15 protein-coding genes are annotated in these 17721 nt (G+C 66.0%); 4 read left to right on the top strand and 11 right to left on the bottom strand.

Going from position 1 to position 17721, the window contains the following annotated elements; all coding sequences use genetic code 11:
- Positions 1-78: 78 nt before the first annotated feature.
- Positions 79-2805 (bottom strand): TonB-dependent receptor plug domain-containing protein, encoded by a 2727-nt coding sequence (locus tag AC5P65_RS08580; RefSeq protein ID WP_111099212.1) that lies wholly within the window; start codon positions 2803-2805, stop codon positions 79-81.
- A 216-nt stretch (positions 2806-3021) separates the two neighbouring features.
- On the opposite strand from AC5P65_RS08580, the gene AC5P65_RS08575 reads away from it, so the two are divergent.
- Positions 3022-3621: a GNAT family N-acetyltransferase gene (locus AC5P65_RS08575; protein WP_495215501.1), complete on the top strand. Its 600-nt coding sequence runs from the start codon at positions 3022-3024 to the stop codon at positions 3619-3621.
- Here the strand turns inward: AC5P65_RS08575 and AC5P65_RS08570 are convergent.
- Together AC5P65_RS08570 and AC5P65_RS08565 are read right to left on the bottom strand one after the other, a co-directional pair.
- Entirely contained in the window at positions 3618-4394 is a 777-nt protein-coding gene (locus tag AC5P65_RS08570) for a CDP-diacylglycerol diphosphatase (RefSeq protein WP_058981810.1), read from the bottom strand. The two genes, AC5P65_RS08575 and AC5P65_RS08570, sit on opposite strands and share 4 nt — an antisense overlap.
- 68 nt (positions 4395-4462) lie before the next feature.
- Positions 4463-5125, bottom strand: coding sequence for a decarboxylase (locus tag AC5P65_RS08565; protein ID WP_111099215.1), 663 nt, complete (start codon positions 5123-5125; stop codon positions 4463-4465).
- 171 nt (positions 5126-5296) lie between these two features.
- On the opposite strand from AC5P65_RS08565, the gene AC5P65_RS08560 reads away from it, so the two are divergent.
- The gene (locus AC5P65_RS08560) at positions 5297-5593 is read left to right on the top strand and encodes an I78 family peptidase inhibitor (protein WP_010485066.1); all 297 of its coding nucleotides are present in this window, start codon (positions 5297-5299) and stop codon (positions 5591-5593) included.
- 96 nt (positions 5594-5689) lie between these two features.
- Here AC5P65_RS08560 and AC5P65_RS08555 read toward each other — a convergent pair whose 3' ends face one another.
- From AC5P65_RS08555 to AC5P65_RS08525, 7 genes are all read right to left on the bottom strand, one after another.
- Positions 5690-6574 carry a hypothetical protein gene (locus AC5P65_RS08555; protein WP_111099216.1) on the bottom strand — a complete coding sequence of 295 codons (885 nt, stop codon included), beginning with the start codon at positions 6572-6574 and terminating at the stop codon, positions 5690-5692.
- A gap of 133 nt (positions 6575-6707) precedes the next feature.
- Positions 6708-8414, bottom strand: a complete 1707-nt coding sequence (gene dld, locus AC5P65_RS08550; protein ID WP_111099217.1) for a D-lactate dehydrogenase — start codon at positions 8412-8414, stop codon at positions 6708-6710.
- Positions 8411-9550, bottom strand: coding sequence for an FMN-dependent L-lactate dehydrogenase LldD (gene lldD / locus AC5P65_RS08545; protein ID WP_111099218.1), 1140 nt, complete (start codon positions 9548-9550; stop codon positions 8411-8413). Before lldD ends, dld begins: the two co-directional genes overlap by 4 nt.
- Positions 9551-9554: 4 nt before the next feature.
- The gene (lldR, locus tag AC5P65_RS08540) at positions 9555-10319 is read right to left on the bottom strand and encodes a transcriptional regulator LldR (RefSeq protein ID WP_005417039.1); all 765 of its coding nucleotides are present in this window, start codon (positions 10317-10319) and stop codon (positions 9555-9557) included.
- Between the two features lie 53 nt (positions 10320-10372).
- Entirely contained in the window at positions 10373-12031 is a 1659-nt protein-coding gene (gene lldP, locus AC5P65_RS08535) for an L-lactate permease (protein WP_111099219.1), read from the bottom strand.
- A 222-nt stretch (positions 12032-12253) separates the two neighbouring features.
- Positions 12254-12706 carry an MgtC/SapB family protein gene (locus tag AC5P65_RS08530; protein ID WP_005413774.1) on the bottom strand — a complete coding sequence of 151 codons (453 nt, stop codon included), beginning with the start codon at positions 12704-12706 and terminating at the stop codon, positions 12254-12256.
- A gap of 128 nt (positions 12707-12834) precedes the next feature.
- Positions 12835-13593 (bottom strand): SDR family NAD(P)-dependent oxidoreductase, encoded by a 759-nt coding sequence (locus tag AC5P65_RS08525; protein WP_111099220.1) that lies wholly within the window; start codon positions 13591-13593, stop codon positions 12835-12837.
- A gap of 323 nt (positions 13594-13916) precedes the next feature.
- On the opposite strand from AC5P65_RS08525, the gene AC5P65_RS08520 reads away from it, so the two are divergent.
- Entirely contained in the window at positions 13917-14870 is a 954-nt protein-coding gene (locus AC5P65_RS08520) for a helix-turn-helix transcriptional regulator (protein ID WP_111099221.1), read from the top strand.
- A 325-nt stretch (positions 14871-15195) separates the two neighbouring features.
- On the top strand, positions 15196-15633 hold the full coding sequence (locus tag AC5P65_RS08515; RefSeq protein ID WP_111099222.1) for an SMI1/KNR4 family protein: 438 nt from the start codon (positions 15196-15198) through the stop codon (positions 15631-15633).
- A gap of 72 nt (positions 15634-15705) precedes the next feature.
- Here AC5P65_RS08515 and AC5P65_RS08510 read toward each other — a convergent pair whose 3' ends face one another.
- Complete coding sequence (locus AC5P65_RS08510) at positions 15706-17616, bottom strand: CocE/NonD family hydrolase (protein ID WP_111099223.1); 1911 nt, start codon at positions 17614-17616, stop codon at positions 15706-15708.
- Between the last annotated feature and the right edge of the window lie 105 nt (positions 17617-17721).

Raw genomic sequence — 17721 nt, 5'->3', positions numbered from 1 at the left:
CGCCGGCGCGCGCCATCACAGCGGATAGGGACACAGCAGAAGGCCCGGCATTGCCGGGCCTTCTGTCTGCCCGCCCGATCAGCGGAACCGGTAGTCCAGCTGCACCCAGTACTGGCGGCCATACGGGTCGTAGTTGCCGACCGGGTAGAACGGCCAGCCGCCACCGTTCCTGTCCGCCGGCGGGCGGCTGTCGCGCAGGTTGTTCACGATCACGCCCACCGACAGGTTCTCGCCGAACTGGCGGAACACGCTGGCGTTGTACGTCATGTACGGCGCGATGCGGCCACTGCCATCGGTCTTCGGCAGCGAGCCGAAGCGGTTGCCGTACAGCGTAGTGGTCCAGTCACCCTGGTTCCAGGTGATGCTGCCGTTGGCCTTGCTGCGCCACTGGTAGTCATCCAGCGAATTGCGGATGTCACGCTCCGGATCATCGGAGAACTGCCGGTACTTGTGCTCCAGCACCACGGTGTAGGCCAGGCGCGTGGTGAACCGGCCATAGTGGCCGGCATCGAAACGCCAGTTGCCCTTCAGGTCCAGGCCGCGCACCGATTCGGAGGCCGCGTTGATCGGGTTGATCAGCACGCGGGTTACCTGGTCCGGCTGCACCGTGGCATTGGACGGGTTGCGGATCACCCGCGACAGCGCGTCCTGGCACAGCGGTGAACCGATATCGCGTGCTTCGCCACCCAACGTGCGGCCCAGGCGGCAATCGGCTTCATCACGAAGAATACGGCTGGTGTCGAGGCTGGTGACCTCATTGTCGATACGGATGTCGTAGTAGTCAGCACTGAAATCCAGCCCGGACAGCGGCGACCAGACCACGCCGAAACCATAGGATTTGGCGGTTTCCGGCTGCAGCTGTGCGTTGGCGCGGTTGCTGTAGTCGATCGACAGGCCGTTGTAATCGCAGTTGTCATACGACTGGCCTGCGGTGCGGCAGCGCCAGTAATCGGTCATGCCCGGGTTGTAACCACGCGTCTCGGTCGCGAACACGTAGTTCATGTCCGGCGCCCGGAAGCTGGTGGCAGCGGTACCACGGATCAGCAGGCTCTCGATCGGGCGGAACTCGACGCCGAAGCTCCAGGTCGCCTTGCCGATGTGCTCACCACCGGCACGGTACTGGTCATAGCGCCCGGCCAGGGTGGTGGTGAGCGACTGCAGCAACGGCAGCTGCAGCTCCACACCTGCGGCGTAACGGTCACGCTCGCCACCGGCGCCGACGCCTGCACTGGTGTTCCAGAATTCACCGGTGCCCAGTCGCGGGTCCGGTCGATTGCGATAGCCCTGGCTGCCAGCCTCGACCACCGCGGCCAGCGCAGCGTCGCCACCGGGCAGTGCGAACAGCCGGCCGTTGACGCTGGCGCTGAAGGTCTGCAGCCACGCCGCGTTGCGGCTCTCCTGGTAGCCGGACAGGCTCTGGTACTCGTTCGGGCTCAGCGGCTGGAACAGGCGCGCCGGATCCGGCGCATAGACCTCTACGCCATTGCGCACGCCCAGCTTCGGGCCAAGCAGGTATTCGTTGATACCGGCCAGCAGCACCGGGCGGCGGGTGCGGTTCTCGTAACGCGAGCGGCTGTACACCGCCTCATAGTCCCAGCCAGTGTCGCCGATCTGGCCGCGCGCGCCGACGTTGAATGACCATGAGTTTTCCAGGAAGCGGTTGGCGTTGCGCGGCAGGCCACCGATTTCCTCGGGCGCAAAGCGGCGGTACCAGCTTTCCAGGTTGCCGGTGGTCTGGTTGTAGAAGTAGTTGCGCGCCGAGGTCCAGGTGGGCGCACGGGTGTTGTTGGTGATGCGTGCACTGCCCACGGCCAGATCGGCGAACAGGTCGGTGGTCTCGTTGACGTGGAAGGTCAGCAGGCCGTAGCCGTTGAGGTTGCGCTTCTCGGTCTGCACCGTCCAGTAGCTGGCGGCGGCCTCGTTGCTGCCGCAGTACCAGCCCTGGCGCGGGTTGAAGGCACGGAACACGCTGCCGCCATAGATGTCCGACGCCGCGTCGCAGCCATTGGCGCCCGGATCGATGTTGCGACCGGTAGCGGCGTTGCGGCGATACGCGATCGCGGTCGCCTGCGGCGCCTTGCCGGCGGGGTCATCATCCAGCGAGTCCATGAAATCGCGCTGGCGCGCATGGATCGCCTTGCGCACGTCGAACTCGAAGCCGAACAGGGCATCCCAGCGCTCGCCGGAACTGCCACCGACCACCTGCGCGCGCTGGTTGTCACCCCCGCCCTGCTGGGTGCCGCCGGCCCGCACGTTCACGTCCACGCCCTCAAAGCGGTCCTTGAGGATGATGTTGACCACACCGGCGATGGCATCGGAGCCGTACACCGCCGACGCACCGGCCGCCAGCACCTCGATGCGCTCGATCAGCGCACTGGGGATGTTGGCCAGGTTGACCACGTTCACCGAGCCCTCGTAGGCCAGCGGATAGTCGGCCTGGCGGCGGCCGTTGACCAGCACCAGCGTGCGGTTCGGGCCCAGCCCGCGCAGGTTGATGGTGTTGGCGGCCGGGGTGAAGGTATTGCCGAAGTCCTCGCCCTGCACGTTGCCGGTGTTCTCGGTCAGCGCGCTCAGCGCATCGAAGGCATTGCGGTAGCCCTGCGCGTCGATCTGCTCGCGGCTGATCACCGTCACCGGCGAGGGCCCCTCGACACTGGCGCGCGGAATGCGCGAGCCGGTGACCTTCACTTCCTGCAATGTGGTGGGCGCGCTTTCCTGCGCGAAGGCCGGCAGCGAAACCAGCATCAGGGACGACAGTGCGAGCACCAGCGGACGCGGGCGCAGCGCCTTGGGGGAGGCGGACATGGGCTTCCTGGGGGGAGTTGGGCGGGTGGTAGCGGGAGCGGCCTGTGGGGCACATAACGATCCCGTAACGAAAGTGTCCTGAATGGGTGGTTTCAACGGAAATGACCAGGCCTGATGGCCTTATGCCTGAACCGAATCAGTCCCCCGGCGCCGCTCACCGCATTTTTGCAATGTTTTGAATGGTGCCGGGGGGCGGGCGCGGCCATCGTGCCGGGGATGATGATCCCGTATCCCACCCCGCTTCTCCCCCCGTTGCGGCCGGTGCTGCGCCGTCACCTGCTGCAGCTGCAGGCCGCACCGGTCACCCTGCGCCCGTTCCAGCGTACCGACCTGCCGCGCTGGCGCCTGTTCGATGATCGCCGCCGGCGCGGCCGACGCCATCCGGCGGGTATCGACGAGGAAGCCCGCTTCCTGGCCCACATGCACCGCTCGCGGCTGGAGCAGGACAACGATCAGCTGATGCTGGGGGTATTCCATGACGAGCACGGCACAGTACTGGACCAGTTGCATGTCCGCCTGCAGTGCTTGCAGACGCGCTGCGCCGAGCTGTTGTCGCTGCAGCATTGGCACCCGCACGCGGATGCAGCGCTGCGGGCGCTGTGCCCGTTCCTTTTCGAGGATGTGGGTGTGCACCGCCTGTTCGTGATGCTGCCACCGGACTGCAGCAGCCCGTTCGCCACTGCACTGCACGCCTTCGGCTTCGAACAGGAAGGGCTGCTGCGCGACCATCACCTGGATCTGGACGGTTGGCAGGATCGCCAGCTGCTGGCGCTGACCGCGCCGGTCTGGCGCAGCCGCCAGCCCCCCCAGGGTTAGCGGACCCGCTCCAGCGATGCACCTGCGCCGGTCAGCACTGCGCAGGCGTGGTCCTGCAGCTCTTCAGCGCTGGCCTCGTTACCGGTGCCGGGGTCCACACGGGTGGCCAGCAGGATGAAGCCGGGGCCACCCTGCACGGGTTCCCGGCCGGCCACCACCAGGCTCCACTGGCCCACGTCGCCCACGCCGGCGAGGTCATAGGCCAGCAGATTGAGCGGATTGGCGGTCAGTTCCGCGCCCGGCAACAGGCGGGCCTGGTACTGATGACCACGCAGCGGCACCGGCAGCGGTGCCCAGCGGCTGCCCAGGGCAGCGGCATGCGCGTCCAACGCCTGCAGCACGTCGGCACGCAGGCAATCCACGTGGATGTGCAGCTGGTGCTGCGAACGGCCGTGCGGCGAGTTCAACGCCAGGCTCGCGACGTTGCGCGGCAGCGGTTGCCGCAAGGCCTGCTCGGTGTGGCTGCGCGCCTGCCAGGCCGCAGCGAAGTAGTTCGGTGCACCGCGCTGGTACAGGCTGCGGCTCTCGATACCGCTGACCTTGTCCAGCGGCATCAGCAGGAACTGGTAGTCGCCGTGCGCGTCCTTGACCAGCACATCGCGGCGGTCTGCGGCCGGCTCCACCCGCAGGCAGTCACCCCGCGGCCCTCCAGCGCCACGGCAGTCACGCTCGATCAACCGCCACAGCGCATCGGCATGAGCCGGTGGCGGCGGCGCGCTTGCACAGGCAGACAAGAGCAGAAGGGACGGCAGCAGGAAGGGGCGCAGGGACACGGAAACAACTCACGGAACAGGCACGGCACACAGCGCCGCGCTGCATTCTAGCCAGTGCGCTGCTGCAATCAGTAGGTGCCGAACGGCACTTCAACCACGATCGGTGCCCCGCCCTCGCCCGCCTGCAGGCTGTAGCGGTCCAGCGCACCATCGTCATCAGCATGCGGCTGGCGTTGGAAATGCAGCGGATAGCGAATGTCTCCCAGGCGGACGGCGCTGCCGTCGGCCTCCAGCGCGGCACCTTCGGGAATAAGCAGCCCGCCCAGGTCGCTGTAGGCGCCCGGCACGTCGGCGAAGCTGTAGTCGGCCAGTTCGTCCACCCGTTGCATCGCATAGACGTGCGGCACATAGGGACGTACCGGGCTGCGGCCATTGCTCAGGTCGGTCACCCAGGCCTGCGGCAGGTGGTACTGCTCACGCAGCGCGGCCACCCCCAGCGAGGGGCTGGCCACCTGCAGGCAGCACACCGTCCGCTTGCCTTCACGGTCGAGGATAGCGAAACGGTCGCCACGGGTCGCCGCCTGCGGCAGCATGGCAAAGGCCAGATTACGCTGCGCAGGCTCGTAGCCCGCTTCGGTCTGCAGGTTGCGCCAGGCGCCGAACACCGGGATTTCGACCGCCGCAGGTTCCGGATCGGCAGCGGAGGCGGCAGACGCCACGCCCAGCAACGACAGCGACAGCGTCAGCGCCGTCATCGTCTTGTTCTTGCCGCGGAAACTGCCTGACGTCATACCGTACCCAACACCTGCGCCGGAAGGGCCCGGCCTGCCTGCTGGCGTACTGCCAGCCATTGCTCCCACTATGCAATGACCACGCTGTGCCGGCAATGACCGGATCGCTGACGCCTTTCGCACGCCCGGTGCTATCGTTCCCGTCATCTTCCCATGCGCAGGAGCGCTCGCATGTCCGCATTCCGTCTGTCCCTGTTGCTGCCAGCCTCTGCCCTGCTGCTGTCGGCCTGCGTCAGCACCCCTGGCCCGGAAGTCAAAGGCAGCGGCCGCTGCGACGCCAGCCAGCTGGGCTGGGCGATCGGCCAGCCGGCCAATGAGCCCAACATCCGCCGCCTGTCCCGCGAGAGTGGTGCCGGCCTGGTCAACCCGATCGGCCCCAGCACCATCACCACCAAGGACATCCGCCAGGACCGCCTGCGCGTGTTCGTGGACAAGGACAACGTCATCACCGCCACCCGCTGCGAGTAAGCGCCGCCTCAGTTTTTGTGGAGCCGAGCCCACGCTCGGCTGCTCTGCGGCCGGGCCACGCGAGAACCCGAGTCGAGCATGGCTCGACTCTACACTTCAGGGTTCGGTATAGCCGGCGCAGTCCGGCAGCGCCTGGTCCGGGTGGAACATGCCCTCGCGGAAGTGGAACAACCGCGTGTAGGTACACACAGGGTCCTGTTCGGTGCGCAGATCCTGCTTCTTCAGCGGCCCCTTGGCCAGCGAATCCTCGAAGCGCGAAACACCGGCCGGGAACCGGGTCGCCACGGTCTGGTAGCGCAGCACCGGCATACCCTCGGCAGCCGTGTCCAGCGCCAGCTTCGCCGAGAAGCCGTATTCGTCGTGGCAGGCACCTGCACGCTGCTTGCTGTCCTGCTCGCTGAAACAGGCGCGGATCATCGCATTGCCCAGCCATGGCACGGTCAGCACGTCGTCGTCCACCTGGATGTCGTCCTGCAGGTGGCGCACGCGTGCCAGCTGCAGCGTGGACGCGTCGGCACCTCCACCGGAGTACATGGTGCTGAACGTGACGATGCCACCCACCAGCACATTCTGGCGGGCGCGCTGCTGCGGGTCGGTCACCGGTTCATCGCTGCCCACGCCAGGGGCCAGCCGCACGATCCATGGCCACAGCGACAGCTCGCTTTCCTGCGGCACGTCGATGCTGACGTGGTAGGTGTGCGGCTTGCCCCGGCCCTGCACCTTCTCAAGCACTTCCAGCACGCTCGGCCGGTCACCCTCCTCGGCAACCGGTTGCACGCGCATGCACCAGTTGCCGTCCCGCGTGCAGTCATAAAGCCCCGACGGTCCAGTCTCACTCGCGATCAGCACCTGTCCCAGCGGCTCCATCACATTGCCGGCGGTATCGCGCTGCTGCGGCAGGATCGCGGACTGGGCCAGCGCCAGCAGCGGGGTCGCCAGCCATGCGACGCCCATGGTCGTGCGGGCAACGATGATGGGCATTGAGGAGATTCCTGCTCGTGGGATCCAGATGGTAACCGCTGCCGTTGTAGAGTCGAGCCATGCTCGACTGCTGTCTGTCGGAAAGAGCAGCCGAGCATAGGCTCGGCTCTACAGCAAAGCCAGTTTGTATCCGTCAATGCCCACTACAGTCGCAGCCACCCCACCCCTTGGCCTTCGAGGTCTGGCCGATGCCCGGGTTGAACGTATTGCTCGGGTCCAGCTGCCTGTAGAAGCCCGCCAGCGCAGGCTTGGCAGGGTACAGGTGGCCGACATTGTGCTCGGCCGGATACTCGGCGCCACGCTGGTCCAGCAGCGCCCACATCGCATGCTCGATCGCCATCGGGTCTTCACCTTTGCGCGCGATGTAGTCCTGGTGGAACACGTGGCACAGGAAGTGGCCGTAGTACAGCTTGTGCAGCAGGCGCGCGTCGATATCCGCCGGTAGCTGTTCGAACCAGTCGGCATCGTCACGTCGCAGCGCGATGTCCAGCGCGACGATGTCCTGCACCTGGTCACGATGCACTTCACGGTAGCGCACCGCGGCACCGGCCACGGCAAAGCGATGCAGGAACGCCTTGCGTCCCTCCTCCGCCGTGCAGTGGAAATAGCCGCCTTCGTGGCCGGCGAAGAAGCTGCGTAGCCAGGCCTCGGTTTCCGCAGCGTCCTGGGCAGAGACCTTCAGCAACAGGTGATGCTCGTAGCGCTGGCGGAACTCGCCCATGCGCTTGGGCAGGTGCGAGGGCAGCAGGCCCGTCAGCACCTGCATCACACGGTCGGTCACGCCGCGCAGGCCCAACCGCTCGAACCAGCCATCGACACGGCTCTTCAACGCGAACGCGGCGGGCACGCGGGAAGTGCCAAGGCGGTCGATCAGCAGGAAGCTGTCCTTGCCGTAGCGCTCGCCGATATCATAGGCATCGCGGTGGATGTACTCGCCGGCAATCGGCAGGCGCTCGAAGCCGGTCAGCAGCTGGCGCCGGATCGCGGTGAGGCTGTCGGTGCGGTTGCTGCCTATATAGAAGACCTCTGCAGCCTCTTTTTCGAAGGTGTCCAGGCGCACCGCGAACACTGCCAGCTTGCCGGCAGATCCCGCTGCCTCGAAGTGGCGGCTGGGGTCGGCATTGAAGCGTGCCGGGGTATCGGCATCGACCTTGCGCACTTCCTCGGCATAGCGTGAATCGGAAGCCGCACGGCCGTCGCCATTGCCCACGTCGGCGGCCGTGTAGTCACCGGCCTGCAGGCGCTGCAGGATCTGCTCGGGCGTATCACCCAGCGCGATGTCCAGATGATTGACCAGCTGCAGCTGGCCCTGCGCATCGACCTGCGCATATAGTGCCAGCTCGGTGTAGGCCGGGCCACGGCGAACCAGCGCACCGCCGGAGTTGTTGCAGATGCCGCCCAGCACCGAGGCACCGATGCAGGACGAGCCGATCACCGAATGCGGTTCGCGACCCAGCGGGGCCAGCGTCTGCTCCAGGCGGTCCAGCGTGGCACCGGGCAGGCACAGCACCTGGCGGCCTTCGTTCAACAACTGGATGCCGGTCAGGCGCAGCGTGCTGACCAGCACGATCGGCCGGCCATAGTCATCGCCGTCCGGGGTCGAGCCGCCGGTCAGGCCGGTGTTGGCCGCCTGCAGGATGATCGCCGCGCCGCCCTGCACCGCAGCCTGCAGCACGCGCCACAGTTCCAGCAGCGTACCCGGGCGCACTACGGCCAGCACCGGGCCATCGCCGAAGCGGTAGCCGCGACGGAAGCGGCGCGTGGCCTTGTCACCGGTCAGTACATGGCGACCGCCGACCGTATCGCGCAACTGCGCCAGCACCGCATCGTGGCCACTCATGGCAGGCTGGCCAGCGAATCGCGGCCGATGTCGGCGATGCGGCGCGCGCCGGTCAGCGTCATCGCCACGCGCATTTCCTTGGCGATCAGGTCCAGCAGGTTGGCCACCCCGGGTTCGCCCTGCGCAGCCAGCGCATAGACGAAGGCGCGACCCAGCAGCACGGTGTCGGCACCCAGCGCCAGCATGCGCACCACGTCCAGGCCGGTACGGATGCCCGAATCGGCGAGAATCTTCAGGTCGCCCTGCACCGCGTCGGCGATGGCCGGCAGTGCGCGTGCGGTGGACAGCACGCCGTCCAGCTGGCGGCCACCGTGGTTGGAGACCACGATGCCATCGGCACCGAACTTGACCGCATCACGCGCGTCATCCGGGTCGAGGATGCCCTTGATCACCATCGGCCCCTTCCAGAACTCGCGGATCCATTCCAGATCCTTCCATGAAATGGACGGATCGAAGTTGCTGCCCAGCCAGCCGATGTAGTCCTCCAGCCCGGTCGGGTTGCCACGGTAGGTGGAGATGTTGCCCAGGTCATGCGGGCGGCCGAACAGGCCCACGTCCCACGCCCAGTGCGGATGGGTGATGGCCTGGCCGATACGGCGCAGCGAGGCGTTCGGGCCGCTCATGCCGGAGTGCGCATCGCGGTAGCGCGCGCCCGGCACCGGCATGTCCACGGTGAACACCAGCGTGGTCACGCCCGCGGCCTGCGCCCGCTCCAGCGCGTTGCGCATGAAGCCACGGTCGCGAAGCACATACAGCTGGAACCACATCGGCCGCTGGATGGCCGGTGCCACTTCCTCGATCGGGCACACCGATACGGTGGACAGGGTGAACGGGATGCCGCGGCTGTCGGCCGCGCGCGCTGCCTGTACTTCACCGCGCCGGGCATACATGCCGGTCAGGCCGACCGGCGCCAGCGCCACCGGCATCGCCAGTCTTTCGCCGAACAGCTCGGTTTCCAGGCTCAGGTCGGACATGTTGCGCAGGATGCGCTGGCGCAGCGCGATGTCGGACAGGTCGGAAACGTTGCGCTTCAGCGTGTGCTCGGCATACGCGCCGCCATCGATGTAGTGGAACAGGAACGGCGGCAGCCGGCGCTGCGCTGCGGCACGGTAATCGGTGGAGGCGGAGATGATCATGGGGTCAACCGTGTGGGGAAGGCAGGCGCGAGGCCCGCGCACGCCGGGCTTCGTTGTCATCGAGGGTGCGCAGCGTGGTGTGCACGAATTCGAGGTGGGCATGCGCGGCGGCGCGCGCGCGTTCGGGGTCGCCCGCCAGCACCGCGTCCATCATCTCGCGGTGCTGGTCGGACAACGGCGAGAAGGTCCTCGCCGAGGTGTAGAGCTTTTCGCGGCTCTGCGAGATGTTGGTCTGCAGCAGTTCGAACAGCCCGCGCATCACCTGCAGCAGCACCAGGTTGTGCGAGGCCTCGGCGATGGACAGGTGGAAGGCCGCGTCGGCCTCCGCCTCGCCGGTGGGGTCGTCCTTGCCGTGCGCGTCCATCATGGTCTGGAAGGCCTGTGCGATGCGCGCGCGGTCCTCGTCGGTGGCACGCAGCGCCGCATGCCAGGCGGTGGCACCTTCCAGCGCGTGGCGGATCTCCAGCACGTCGAAGCGGTATTCCGGGTCGCCCTGGAACAGCGGCAGGTACGGCGCCAGCGGTTCATCCAGCGCCTGCCGCGCGCGTGCCGCAGGCTCGGCCACGTAGGTGCCGCCACCGACCCGTGCGGTCAGCAGGCCCTGGCTGGCCAGCTGCGCGATGGCTTCGCGCAGCGCGGTGCGCGAGACCCCCAGCTGCACCGCCAGGGTGCGCTCGGCCGGCAGCCGGTCGCCCGGCCGCAGCTGTTGTTCCTGCACCAGGCCGCGCAGCTGCGCAGCCACCTTGTCCGAAATACGTTGCGTGCTCATGGCGCCATTGTGGCCCGAAGCGCGCAGCGGGTGGTCGGCCAGCCGCGCATGGCTCAAGGAATCATCCAGGTCAGCCAGTAAGCCTGGGCCAGGGTGATCAGGCCGACCATCGTGGTGAAGATCAGGCTGTGCTTGACCGTGAAGCGGAACAGATCCGATTCCTTGCCGGCCAGGCCGACCGCCGCGCAGGCAATGGCGATCGACTGCGGCGAGATCATCTTGCCGGTGACACCACCGGTGGTGTTGGCCGCTACCAGCAGCACGTCGGACACGCCGATCTGCTGTGCGGTGGTGGCCTGCAGTGCCGAGAACAAGGCATTGGACGAGGTGTCCGAGCCGGTCAGGAACACGCCCAGCCAGCCCAGAAACGGTGAGAAGAACGGGAACGCGTCGCCGGTGTGCGCCAGTGCCAGCGCCAGCGTCGCCGACAGGCCCGAATAGTTGGCGATGAAGGCGAAGGCGAGCACCATGCCGATCGAGTAGATCGGCATGCGCAGCTCACGCACGGTTTCGCCGAAGGTGCGCAGCGCCGAACGGGCCGGCATGCGCAGCGCGATGATCGCGATCACCGCAGCGAGGATGATCGAGGTACCGGTGGCCGAGAACCAGTCGAACTTGTAGACGGCTTCGTAGCTCAACGGTGCATCCACGATCGGCGGCATCTTCTGCACCATCTGGTCCAGGCCCGGCACCGGGATCTTGAGTACCCAGCTTTCCAGCGGGCCATCCGCCGCGAACAGCGACTTGAACGGCTTGATGCTCCACAGCGTGACCATCGCGGTGAGGATCAGGAACGGCGACCACGCCTTGGCGATCTGGCCAACGCTGTAGCGGGGGGCTTCCAGTGCCTGTGCGGCCGCCTCGGCGCTGGTTTCGGTATCGAAGCGGAAGATCCGCACCGGCTTCCAGCGGCGCAGGAACAGGGTCAGGCACACCAGCGACGCCAGCGACGCGGTGATGTCCGGCAGTTCCGGGCCGATGAAGTTGGAGGTCAGGTACTGCGCGATGGCGAACGAGCCACCCGCAACCAGCACCGCCGGCCACGTTTCCCTGATGCCGCGCCAGCCATCCATGATCGCCATGATCCAGAACAGCACGATGATGGTCAGGAACGGCAGCTGGCGGCCGGCCATCTGGCCGATCTCGAATGCATCCAGACCGGTGACCTGCCCGGCCACGATGATCGGAATGCCCATCGCGCCGAACGCCACCGGCGCGGTGTTGACGATCAGGCACAGGCCGGCGGCATACAGCGGCTTGAAGCCCAGCCCGACCAGCAACGCTGCGGTGATCGCCACCGGCGCACCGAAACCGGCCGCGCCTTCGAGGAAGGCGCCAAAGGCGAAGCCGACCATCAGCATCTGCAGGCGCTGGTCTTCGGTCACCGACAGGATCGAAGCGCGGATGATGTCGAACTGCCCGGTCTTGACCGAAACTTTGTAGAGGAACACCGCACCGATGATGATCCAGGCAATAGGCCACAGGCCGTAGACGAAGCCGAAACCGGCCGCGCCCAGCGCCTGGGCCAACGGCATGCGGTAAAACAACAGCGCCACACCAAGCGCGATGGCCACGGTGATCGTGCCGGCGAGCCAGCCCTTCATGCGCAGCACGGCCAGGGCAACGAAGAAGAACGCGATCGGCAGCAGCGCGATCAGGCTGGACAACCACAGGTTGCCGGCGGGGTCGTACAGGTGTTGCCAGGGCTGCATGAAGATTCTCGACTGGGAACGGAGGAGCCCACCGCAAGCGGTGGGTCGCCGTGGCCGTCGATCATTGGTATTACCATTGATGATTTCGATCAGACCACTTGTAGCAGATTTAACCGCCACTCCGACGATGAGCCTATTAGACCATAGGGCTAGCCGTCATATTGGTCCGACCATTACAAACGTCATGGTAGTGCCGGCCGCTGGCCGGCAACGCGACCTTCCCTACGAAATCCGCTTCTCCAACCGCCGCATCACCGCCAGCACCAGCACGCACAGCACGCTCACCCCGATGGCGATCACGTACTTGCTGATCCCCACCGCAATCCCGATCGCCGCCGCCATGATCAGCGAACTGGCCGTGGTCAAGCCGCTGACCTGGTCCTCGCGTGAGCCGCGCAGAATGGTGCCAGCGGCCACGAAGCCGACGCAGGCCACCACCGCTTCAATCAGGCGTACCGGATCGACCTGCAACAGGTCGCGGTAACGCTCCTGCTGGAAATGTTCGGCCACCGAGTCGCCGAGACCGACGATCAACGCGGCGGCCCCGGCGATCAACATGTGCGTTCGCAGGCCGGCGGCGTGCTTGCCCATTTCCCGCTCGACACCGAGCACACCGCCGAACAGCATCGCTGCGGCTACGCGCAGCAGGATCGAGACATCCTGGGTAAGTTCCATGGGAAAGCTCCGGAATTTCCCTGAGCGTCGCGTGGAATGCGTGGCACAGAGGTGAAGGCCACCCCACAGTGCGTTCACCCGGTAGCGCCGGGCGATGCCCGGCGACCCCGTAACCCGCGTTCAGCGCATCACTGCGCGAGGTAGCCACCATCGATGGCGTAGTACGTGCCGGTCGCGAACGAGGCATCGTCGCTGGCCAGCCAGGCTACCAATGCGGCCACTTCCTCCGGCGTACCCAGCCGCTTCAACGCGTGCCGCCCTTCCAGCGTGGCGCGCACCTTCGGGTCCATCTTCTCCAGCAGCGGTGTGCTGATGAAGCCCGGACCCACCGCGTTGACACGGATGCCGTCGCCCGCATGTTCCCACGCTGCGGTCTGGGTCAGCCCGACCACGCCGTGCTTGGCCGCCACGTACGCAGTGGAACCGGCATACCCCACCTGGCCCAGGATCGAGGCCATGTTGATGATGCTGCCGCCCGTGCCGGCCGCGCGCATGGCCTGGATCTGCGCACGCTGGCACAGGAACACGCTGGTGAGGTTGACATCGATCACGCGCTGCCAGCCATCAATCGGATAATCGCCGCTGCTGGCCGCCGGCCCGCTGATGCCGGCGTTGTTGACCGCCACGTGCAGGCCGTCGAGTTCCTTGATGGTGCGCTGCACCGCCGCCTCCACCGCTGCATCGTCGGTGACGTCCAGCGCGATGCCAATCGCCAGTGCACCGGCATCGCGCAACTGCGCCACGGTGGCATCCACCGCATCCTGCTTCAAGTCCCAGACCGAGATCCGCGCGCCGGACGCCGCCAGGGTCTGCGCCACGGCCAGACCAATGCCGGACACACCGCCGGTCACGATCGCGGTCTTGCCGGTGAGTTGGTAGTCAATCATCTGCGTTCTCCGTCAGTGGGGGTATCTAAGTGGCCTGCAACAGCCAACCGCCCCACCCTACGCGCGCGCCCGTGACGGCCAGGCTGACATCGCATCTTCAGGTGATCGTTCCAGCCATAAGACCTCAACTGAAGTTTATGTATGGAATTACGTACGGATATGCATGCAAAACGCCGGCGTATGTTCGGCGGCACTTTCACTTTGGCCGTAATCGCCAATCGTTTTGACCTTATTGAGGTCAAAAGCGCGCGAATCGCGGCGACAATGGGAAACACTTCCAGTTTCTTCGACACATCCAATTCAACCTGTGTTTGCGCAGAGCGATGTCCCGATATTTCACTTTTGCTGATTACCGCCACTTCGGCGAACGCCATGGCTACGACTACCGGATCGAAGGGAGTGAACTGCGCGACGACCAATGGGCAGGGCGTGGCGACGTCCACGAGCAGTCACTGCGCGGTGGCCTGGGCCTGATCGCCTCGGACGTGCACAACCGGTTCACCTACACGGCCACCGCTGTGCAAGGTGCCGGCCTGACCATCCGCCTGATGCTGCAGGGCGAAGTGGATGTCCAGTTTCCTCGTCGCAAGGGGTTCACGCTGCGCGCCGGCACAGGCATGACCACAAGTCACCATGAACCTGTTTCCATGGCCGGTCTGCATCCTGGTGGCAGCCACCTGCGCGGGGTCAGCTTGAGCGTACCGGCCGACCTGGACGTGGACATGCTGCGCCTGCCGGCACTGCAACGGGTCCTTCATTCCCCTCTGCAGTGCCGCCACTGGGCCATTCCGCATGCCTTGCTGCCAACGCTCGCCCAATTGTTCGACAGTCCCTGGCAGGACGACATCGATGCGCTGTGGCGCGAAGGCGTGGCCCTGCAGGTGTTGGCCGTCGGCCTCCAGGCCGAGGATATGCAGACCGAGCATGTACGCACACTGCGCGCCGGCCAGCGCGAGCGGCTGGAGCGCGTGCGTGCCTACCTGCATGACGACCCCAGCCATGCCCACAGCCTGATCGAACTGGCCCAGCTGGCCTGCATGAGTCCCAGTTCGCTGCGCCGCCACTTCGCACAGCAGTATGGAAGCTCGGTGTTCGACTATCTGCACGAACAGCGCATGCGCCACGCCGAACAGGGCCTGCGCGAGGACGGCTGGACAGTTGAACAGGCCGCTGCGGCCTGTGGTTACCGCCATCCCAGTAACTTCGCTGCGGCGTTCCGCAAGCGTTTCGGACTGGTGCCCAGCCGCTGGCGCACGGGCCCATCGAAGGTGGACTGAAGGCTGGTGCCCTGATAGGTGCCGACCTTGGTCGATCGGCATGCCATGGCCCAGCCCTGGCAGGTGTCGACCTTGGTCGACACGCTCCCGTGCCATCGCGGATGCCGGCCAGCGGCCGACACTACCGCCGTCGCTCGACCTCGATCAACATACCATGGCTCAACTCTGGTAGGTGTCGACCTTGGTCGACACTCGCTGAATGCGATTGCAATCACGGCGCCTCCCTGCCCATGTCGCCAATGCCACTTGTCGGCAAGGATGAGCTACGCCACGGTAGTACGATTGACTACTGGGGAGCTGCGTGGAAAACCGGGATCAACCAGGCATGCCGAGCTTCATCCGAATCCAAAGCCGATGGATACGCGAGGCCGGCGCGCATACGGACGATCTGCGTACACTGCAGGCGCATTGGGTCGAAGCTGCGATTCCCGAGGACTTCATGCAGCTCCTGCACTGGTCAAACGGCGGGCGCTGCGTGTTCCCTCATATTCATGTGGACCTATGGTCCATCGCCCGCATCATCGAGCTCAACGGCAGCTACCAGATCCGCCATTACCTTGGCGACTCCCTGATCGGCATTGGAACGGACGGTGGATCGACGCTCATTGCGCTCGATCTCTGCCCGCTCAGTCGCGGACAGATCGTCTCATTCGATCTGGGCGATCTCGATATCCGCCAAGGCAAGCACATCGCCGAATCTATTGCCGAACTCTTTCGTAAGTTCGACAGCGGGCTGCTGACGAGCGACAACCTTTATCCTTGAACATGGAAATGCCGGCCAACGGCCGGCACTACCACGTGCTGCCGGGCTATGCCCGGCGTCATCCTCTCCGCCTCAATACACCGGCAGATCGATGTAGCTGGCCTGCGCGGCGCTGTGCCACACGCGCTGCGTGGCCTTCTGGTAATCGCCCGGCTTGGCCAGGTAGATGTTCGGCACGTAGGTCTGCGGGTTGCGGTCGTACAACGGGAACAGGCTGGACTGCACCTGCACCATCACCCGGTGGCCCTTCTGGAACGTGTGGTTGGCGTTGGGCAGATCGAAGCGATACGGCAGCACCTGGTTGGCGGCCAGCGGCTTCGGATCGCTGAAGCTCTCGCGGTAGCGGCCACGGAAGATCGCCAGCGACACCGGCAACTCATAGCCCCCCATCTCCGGCGTGGACGCTTCCTGGTCCGGATACACATCGATCAACTTCACCACCCAGTCGCTGTCGGTGCCGCTGGTCGAGGCCTGCAGGTGCACCACCGGCGCGCCGCCGATGCGCAACGGCGCGGTCAGCGGTTCGGTGATGAAGGTCAGCACATCCGGACGACCATCGACAAAGCGCTGGTCCTTGACCAGCCAGGTGGTCCACATGTCGCGGTCACCGAAGCGGACCGGGCGCGGCACGAACGGCACCGGCTTGGCCGGGTCGGACACGTATTCCTCGAAGTCGCCCTCGCCCGCCGCCGGTGCCTGGAACGCCAGCTTGCCGCCGGCGCGCAGGAACAGCGGCTTGCTGCTGGCGGCACAGCCCTTGTCGCAGCTGCGCGGCCAACCCTTCAGGCGATCCCAGTGGTTCTCACCGGTGTTGTAGATCAGCACCGGTGGCGTATCGGCCTTCGGCGCGCCATCCACCAGGTACTGGTCGAAGAAGGGCTTGAGCACGTCGCGGCGGAACTGCAGCGCGGTATCGCCGTCGAACTTCAGCGCACCCAGTTCGCTGCCGCTGTAGTTCACCTGGCTGTGTCGCCACGGGCCCATCACCAGGTAATTGCGGTTGTTGCCGCTATCGCGTCCTTCCATCGCCTGGTAGGCGTGGTTGGCACCCCACATGTCCTCCTGGTCCCACAGGCCCTGCAGCCACATGGTCGGCACCTTCAGCGGTGTCTTTGCCATCACCGCGTCCAGCGCCTGGCCCTGCCAGAAGCCGTCGTAGGCCGGATGCTCGACCAGCTTCTTCCACCAGGTCAGCTGGTCCACACCGGTGAAGCGCGCGTAGTCGCCGGCCGAACCGATGCGCAGGAAGGTGCTGTAGTCGTCGTAGCCGAGGCTGGGCAGCGGCGTGCCCTTGCCGCGCTTCTCGGTCTGCATCGCGAAATAGTTGAAGTTGACCTGGCGGAACGCACCGTAGTTGAGCCAGTCGTCGCCCATCCAGCCATCGACCATCGGGCTCTGCGGCGCAGCCACCTTCAGTGCCGGATGCGGGTCGGTCAGCGCCATCACCACGGTGAAGCCCTCGTACGACGAGCCGAGCATGCCGACCTTGCCATTGCTCTCCGGTACGTTCTTCACCAGCCAGTCGATGGTGTCCCAAGCATCGGTGGAGTGGTCCACCTTGGTGTTGTTCAACGGCCCGCGCAGCGGCCGGGTCATCACGTAATCGCCTTCGGAGCCGTACTTGCCGCGGATGTCCTGGAACACGCGGATGTAACCGCCGTCGACGAACACCTCGTCGCCCTGCGGCAGCAGATCGCGCATGCGTGGCGAATCACTGCGGCTGGCGCGGCCAGCGGCATCGTAAGGTGTGCGGGTCAGCAGGATCGGCGCGTTGCGGGCGCCCTTGGGCACCACGATCACCGTATACAGCTTGGTGCCGTCACGCATCGGCACCATCACCACGCGCTTGTCGTAGTCACGACCGACATCAGGGGCAACGAAGGGCCTGCCGCTGATGTCCGGGGTCATCGGCGGGGTATCGGCGGCCAGCACGGTGCTGGACAGGCAAAGGGCAATGGCTACAGCGACGGCACGCACACGCATGGACAACCCCTCCCGGCAGGAAAGCCTCAAGCCTACTCCTGCCCCGGGCCGTGAAGTGTGTGCAGGCTTTGCATTCTGCGGTGGATGCGGGTAGGACTGATGGCA

This window comes from Stenotrophomonas sp. YJH_SMC_48-3 (genome assembly GCF_059369375.1).
This window is presented reverse-complemented; position numbering and strand designations above follow the sequence as displayed.

Coding starts and splice junctions, on each gene's coding strand:
- AC5P65_RS08580 (WP_111099212.1), bottom strand. CDS start 2,805: ATGTCCGCCTCCCCCAAGGCGCTGCGCCCGCGTCCGCTGGTGCTCGCA.
- AC5P65_RS08575 (WP_495215501.1), top strand. CDS start 3,022: ATGATGATCCCGTATCCCACCCCGCTTCTCCCCCCGTTGCGGCCGGTG.
- AC5P65_RS08565 (WP_111099215.1), bottom strand. CDS start 5,125: ATGACGTCAGGCAGTTTCCGCGGCAAGAACAAGACGATGACGGCGCTG.
- AC5P65_RS08560 (WP_010485066.1), top strand. CDS start 5,297: ATGTCCGCATTCCGTCTGTCCCTGTTGCTGCCAGCCTCTGCCCTGCTG.
- AC5P65_RS08555 (WP_111099216.1), bottom strand. CDS start 6,574: ATGCCCATCATCGTTGCCCGCACGACCATGGGCGTCGCATGGCTGGCG.
- dld (WP_111099217.1), bottom strand. CDS start 8,414: ATGAGTGGCCACGATGCGGTGCTGGCGCAGTTGCGCGATACGGTCGGC.
- lldD (WP_111099218.1), bottom strand. CDS start 9,550: ATGATCATCTCCGCCTCCACCGATTACCGTGCCGCAGCGCAGCGCCGG.
- lldR (WP_005417039.1), bottom strand. CDS start 10,319: ATGAGCACGCAACGTATTTCGGACAAGGTGGCTGCGCAGCTGCGCGGC.
- lldP (WP_111099219.1), bottom strand. CDS start 12,031: ATGCAGCCCTGGCAACACCTGTACGACCCCGCCGGCAACCTGTGGTTG.
- AC5P65_RS08530 (WP_005413774.1), bottom strand. CDS start 12,706: ATGGAACTTACCCAGGATGTCTCGATCCTGCTGCGCGTAGCCGCAGCG.
- AC5P65_RS08525 (WP_111099220.1), bottom strand. CDS start 13,593: ATGATTGACTACCAACTCACCGGCAAGACCGCGATCGTGACCGGCGGT.
- AC5P65_RS08520 (WP_111099221.1), top strand. CDS start 13,917: ATGTCCCGATATTTCACTTTTGCTGATTACCGCCACTTCGGCGAACGC.
- AC5P65_RS08515 (WP_111099222.1), top strand. CDS start 15,196: ATGCCGAGCTTCATCCGAATCCAAAGCCGATGGATACGCGAGGCCGGC.
- AC5P65_RS08510 (WP_111099223.1), bottom strand. CDS start 17,616: ATGCGTGTGCGTGCCGTCGCTGTAGCCATTGCCCTTTGCCTGTCCAGC.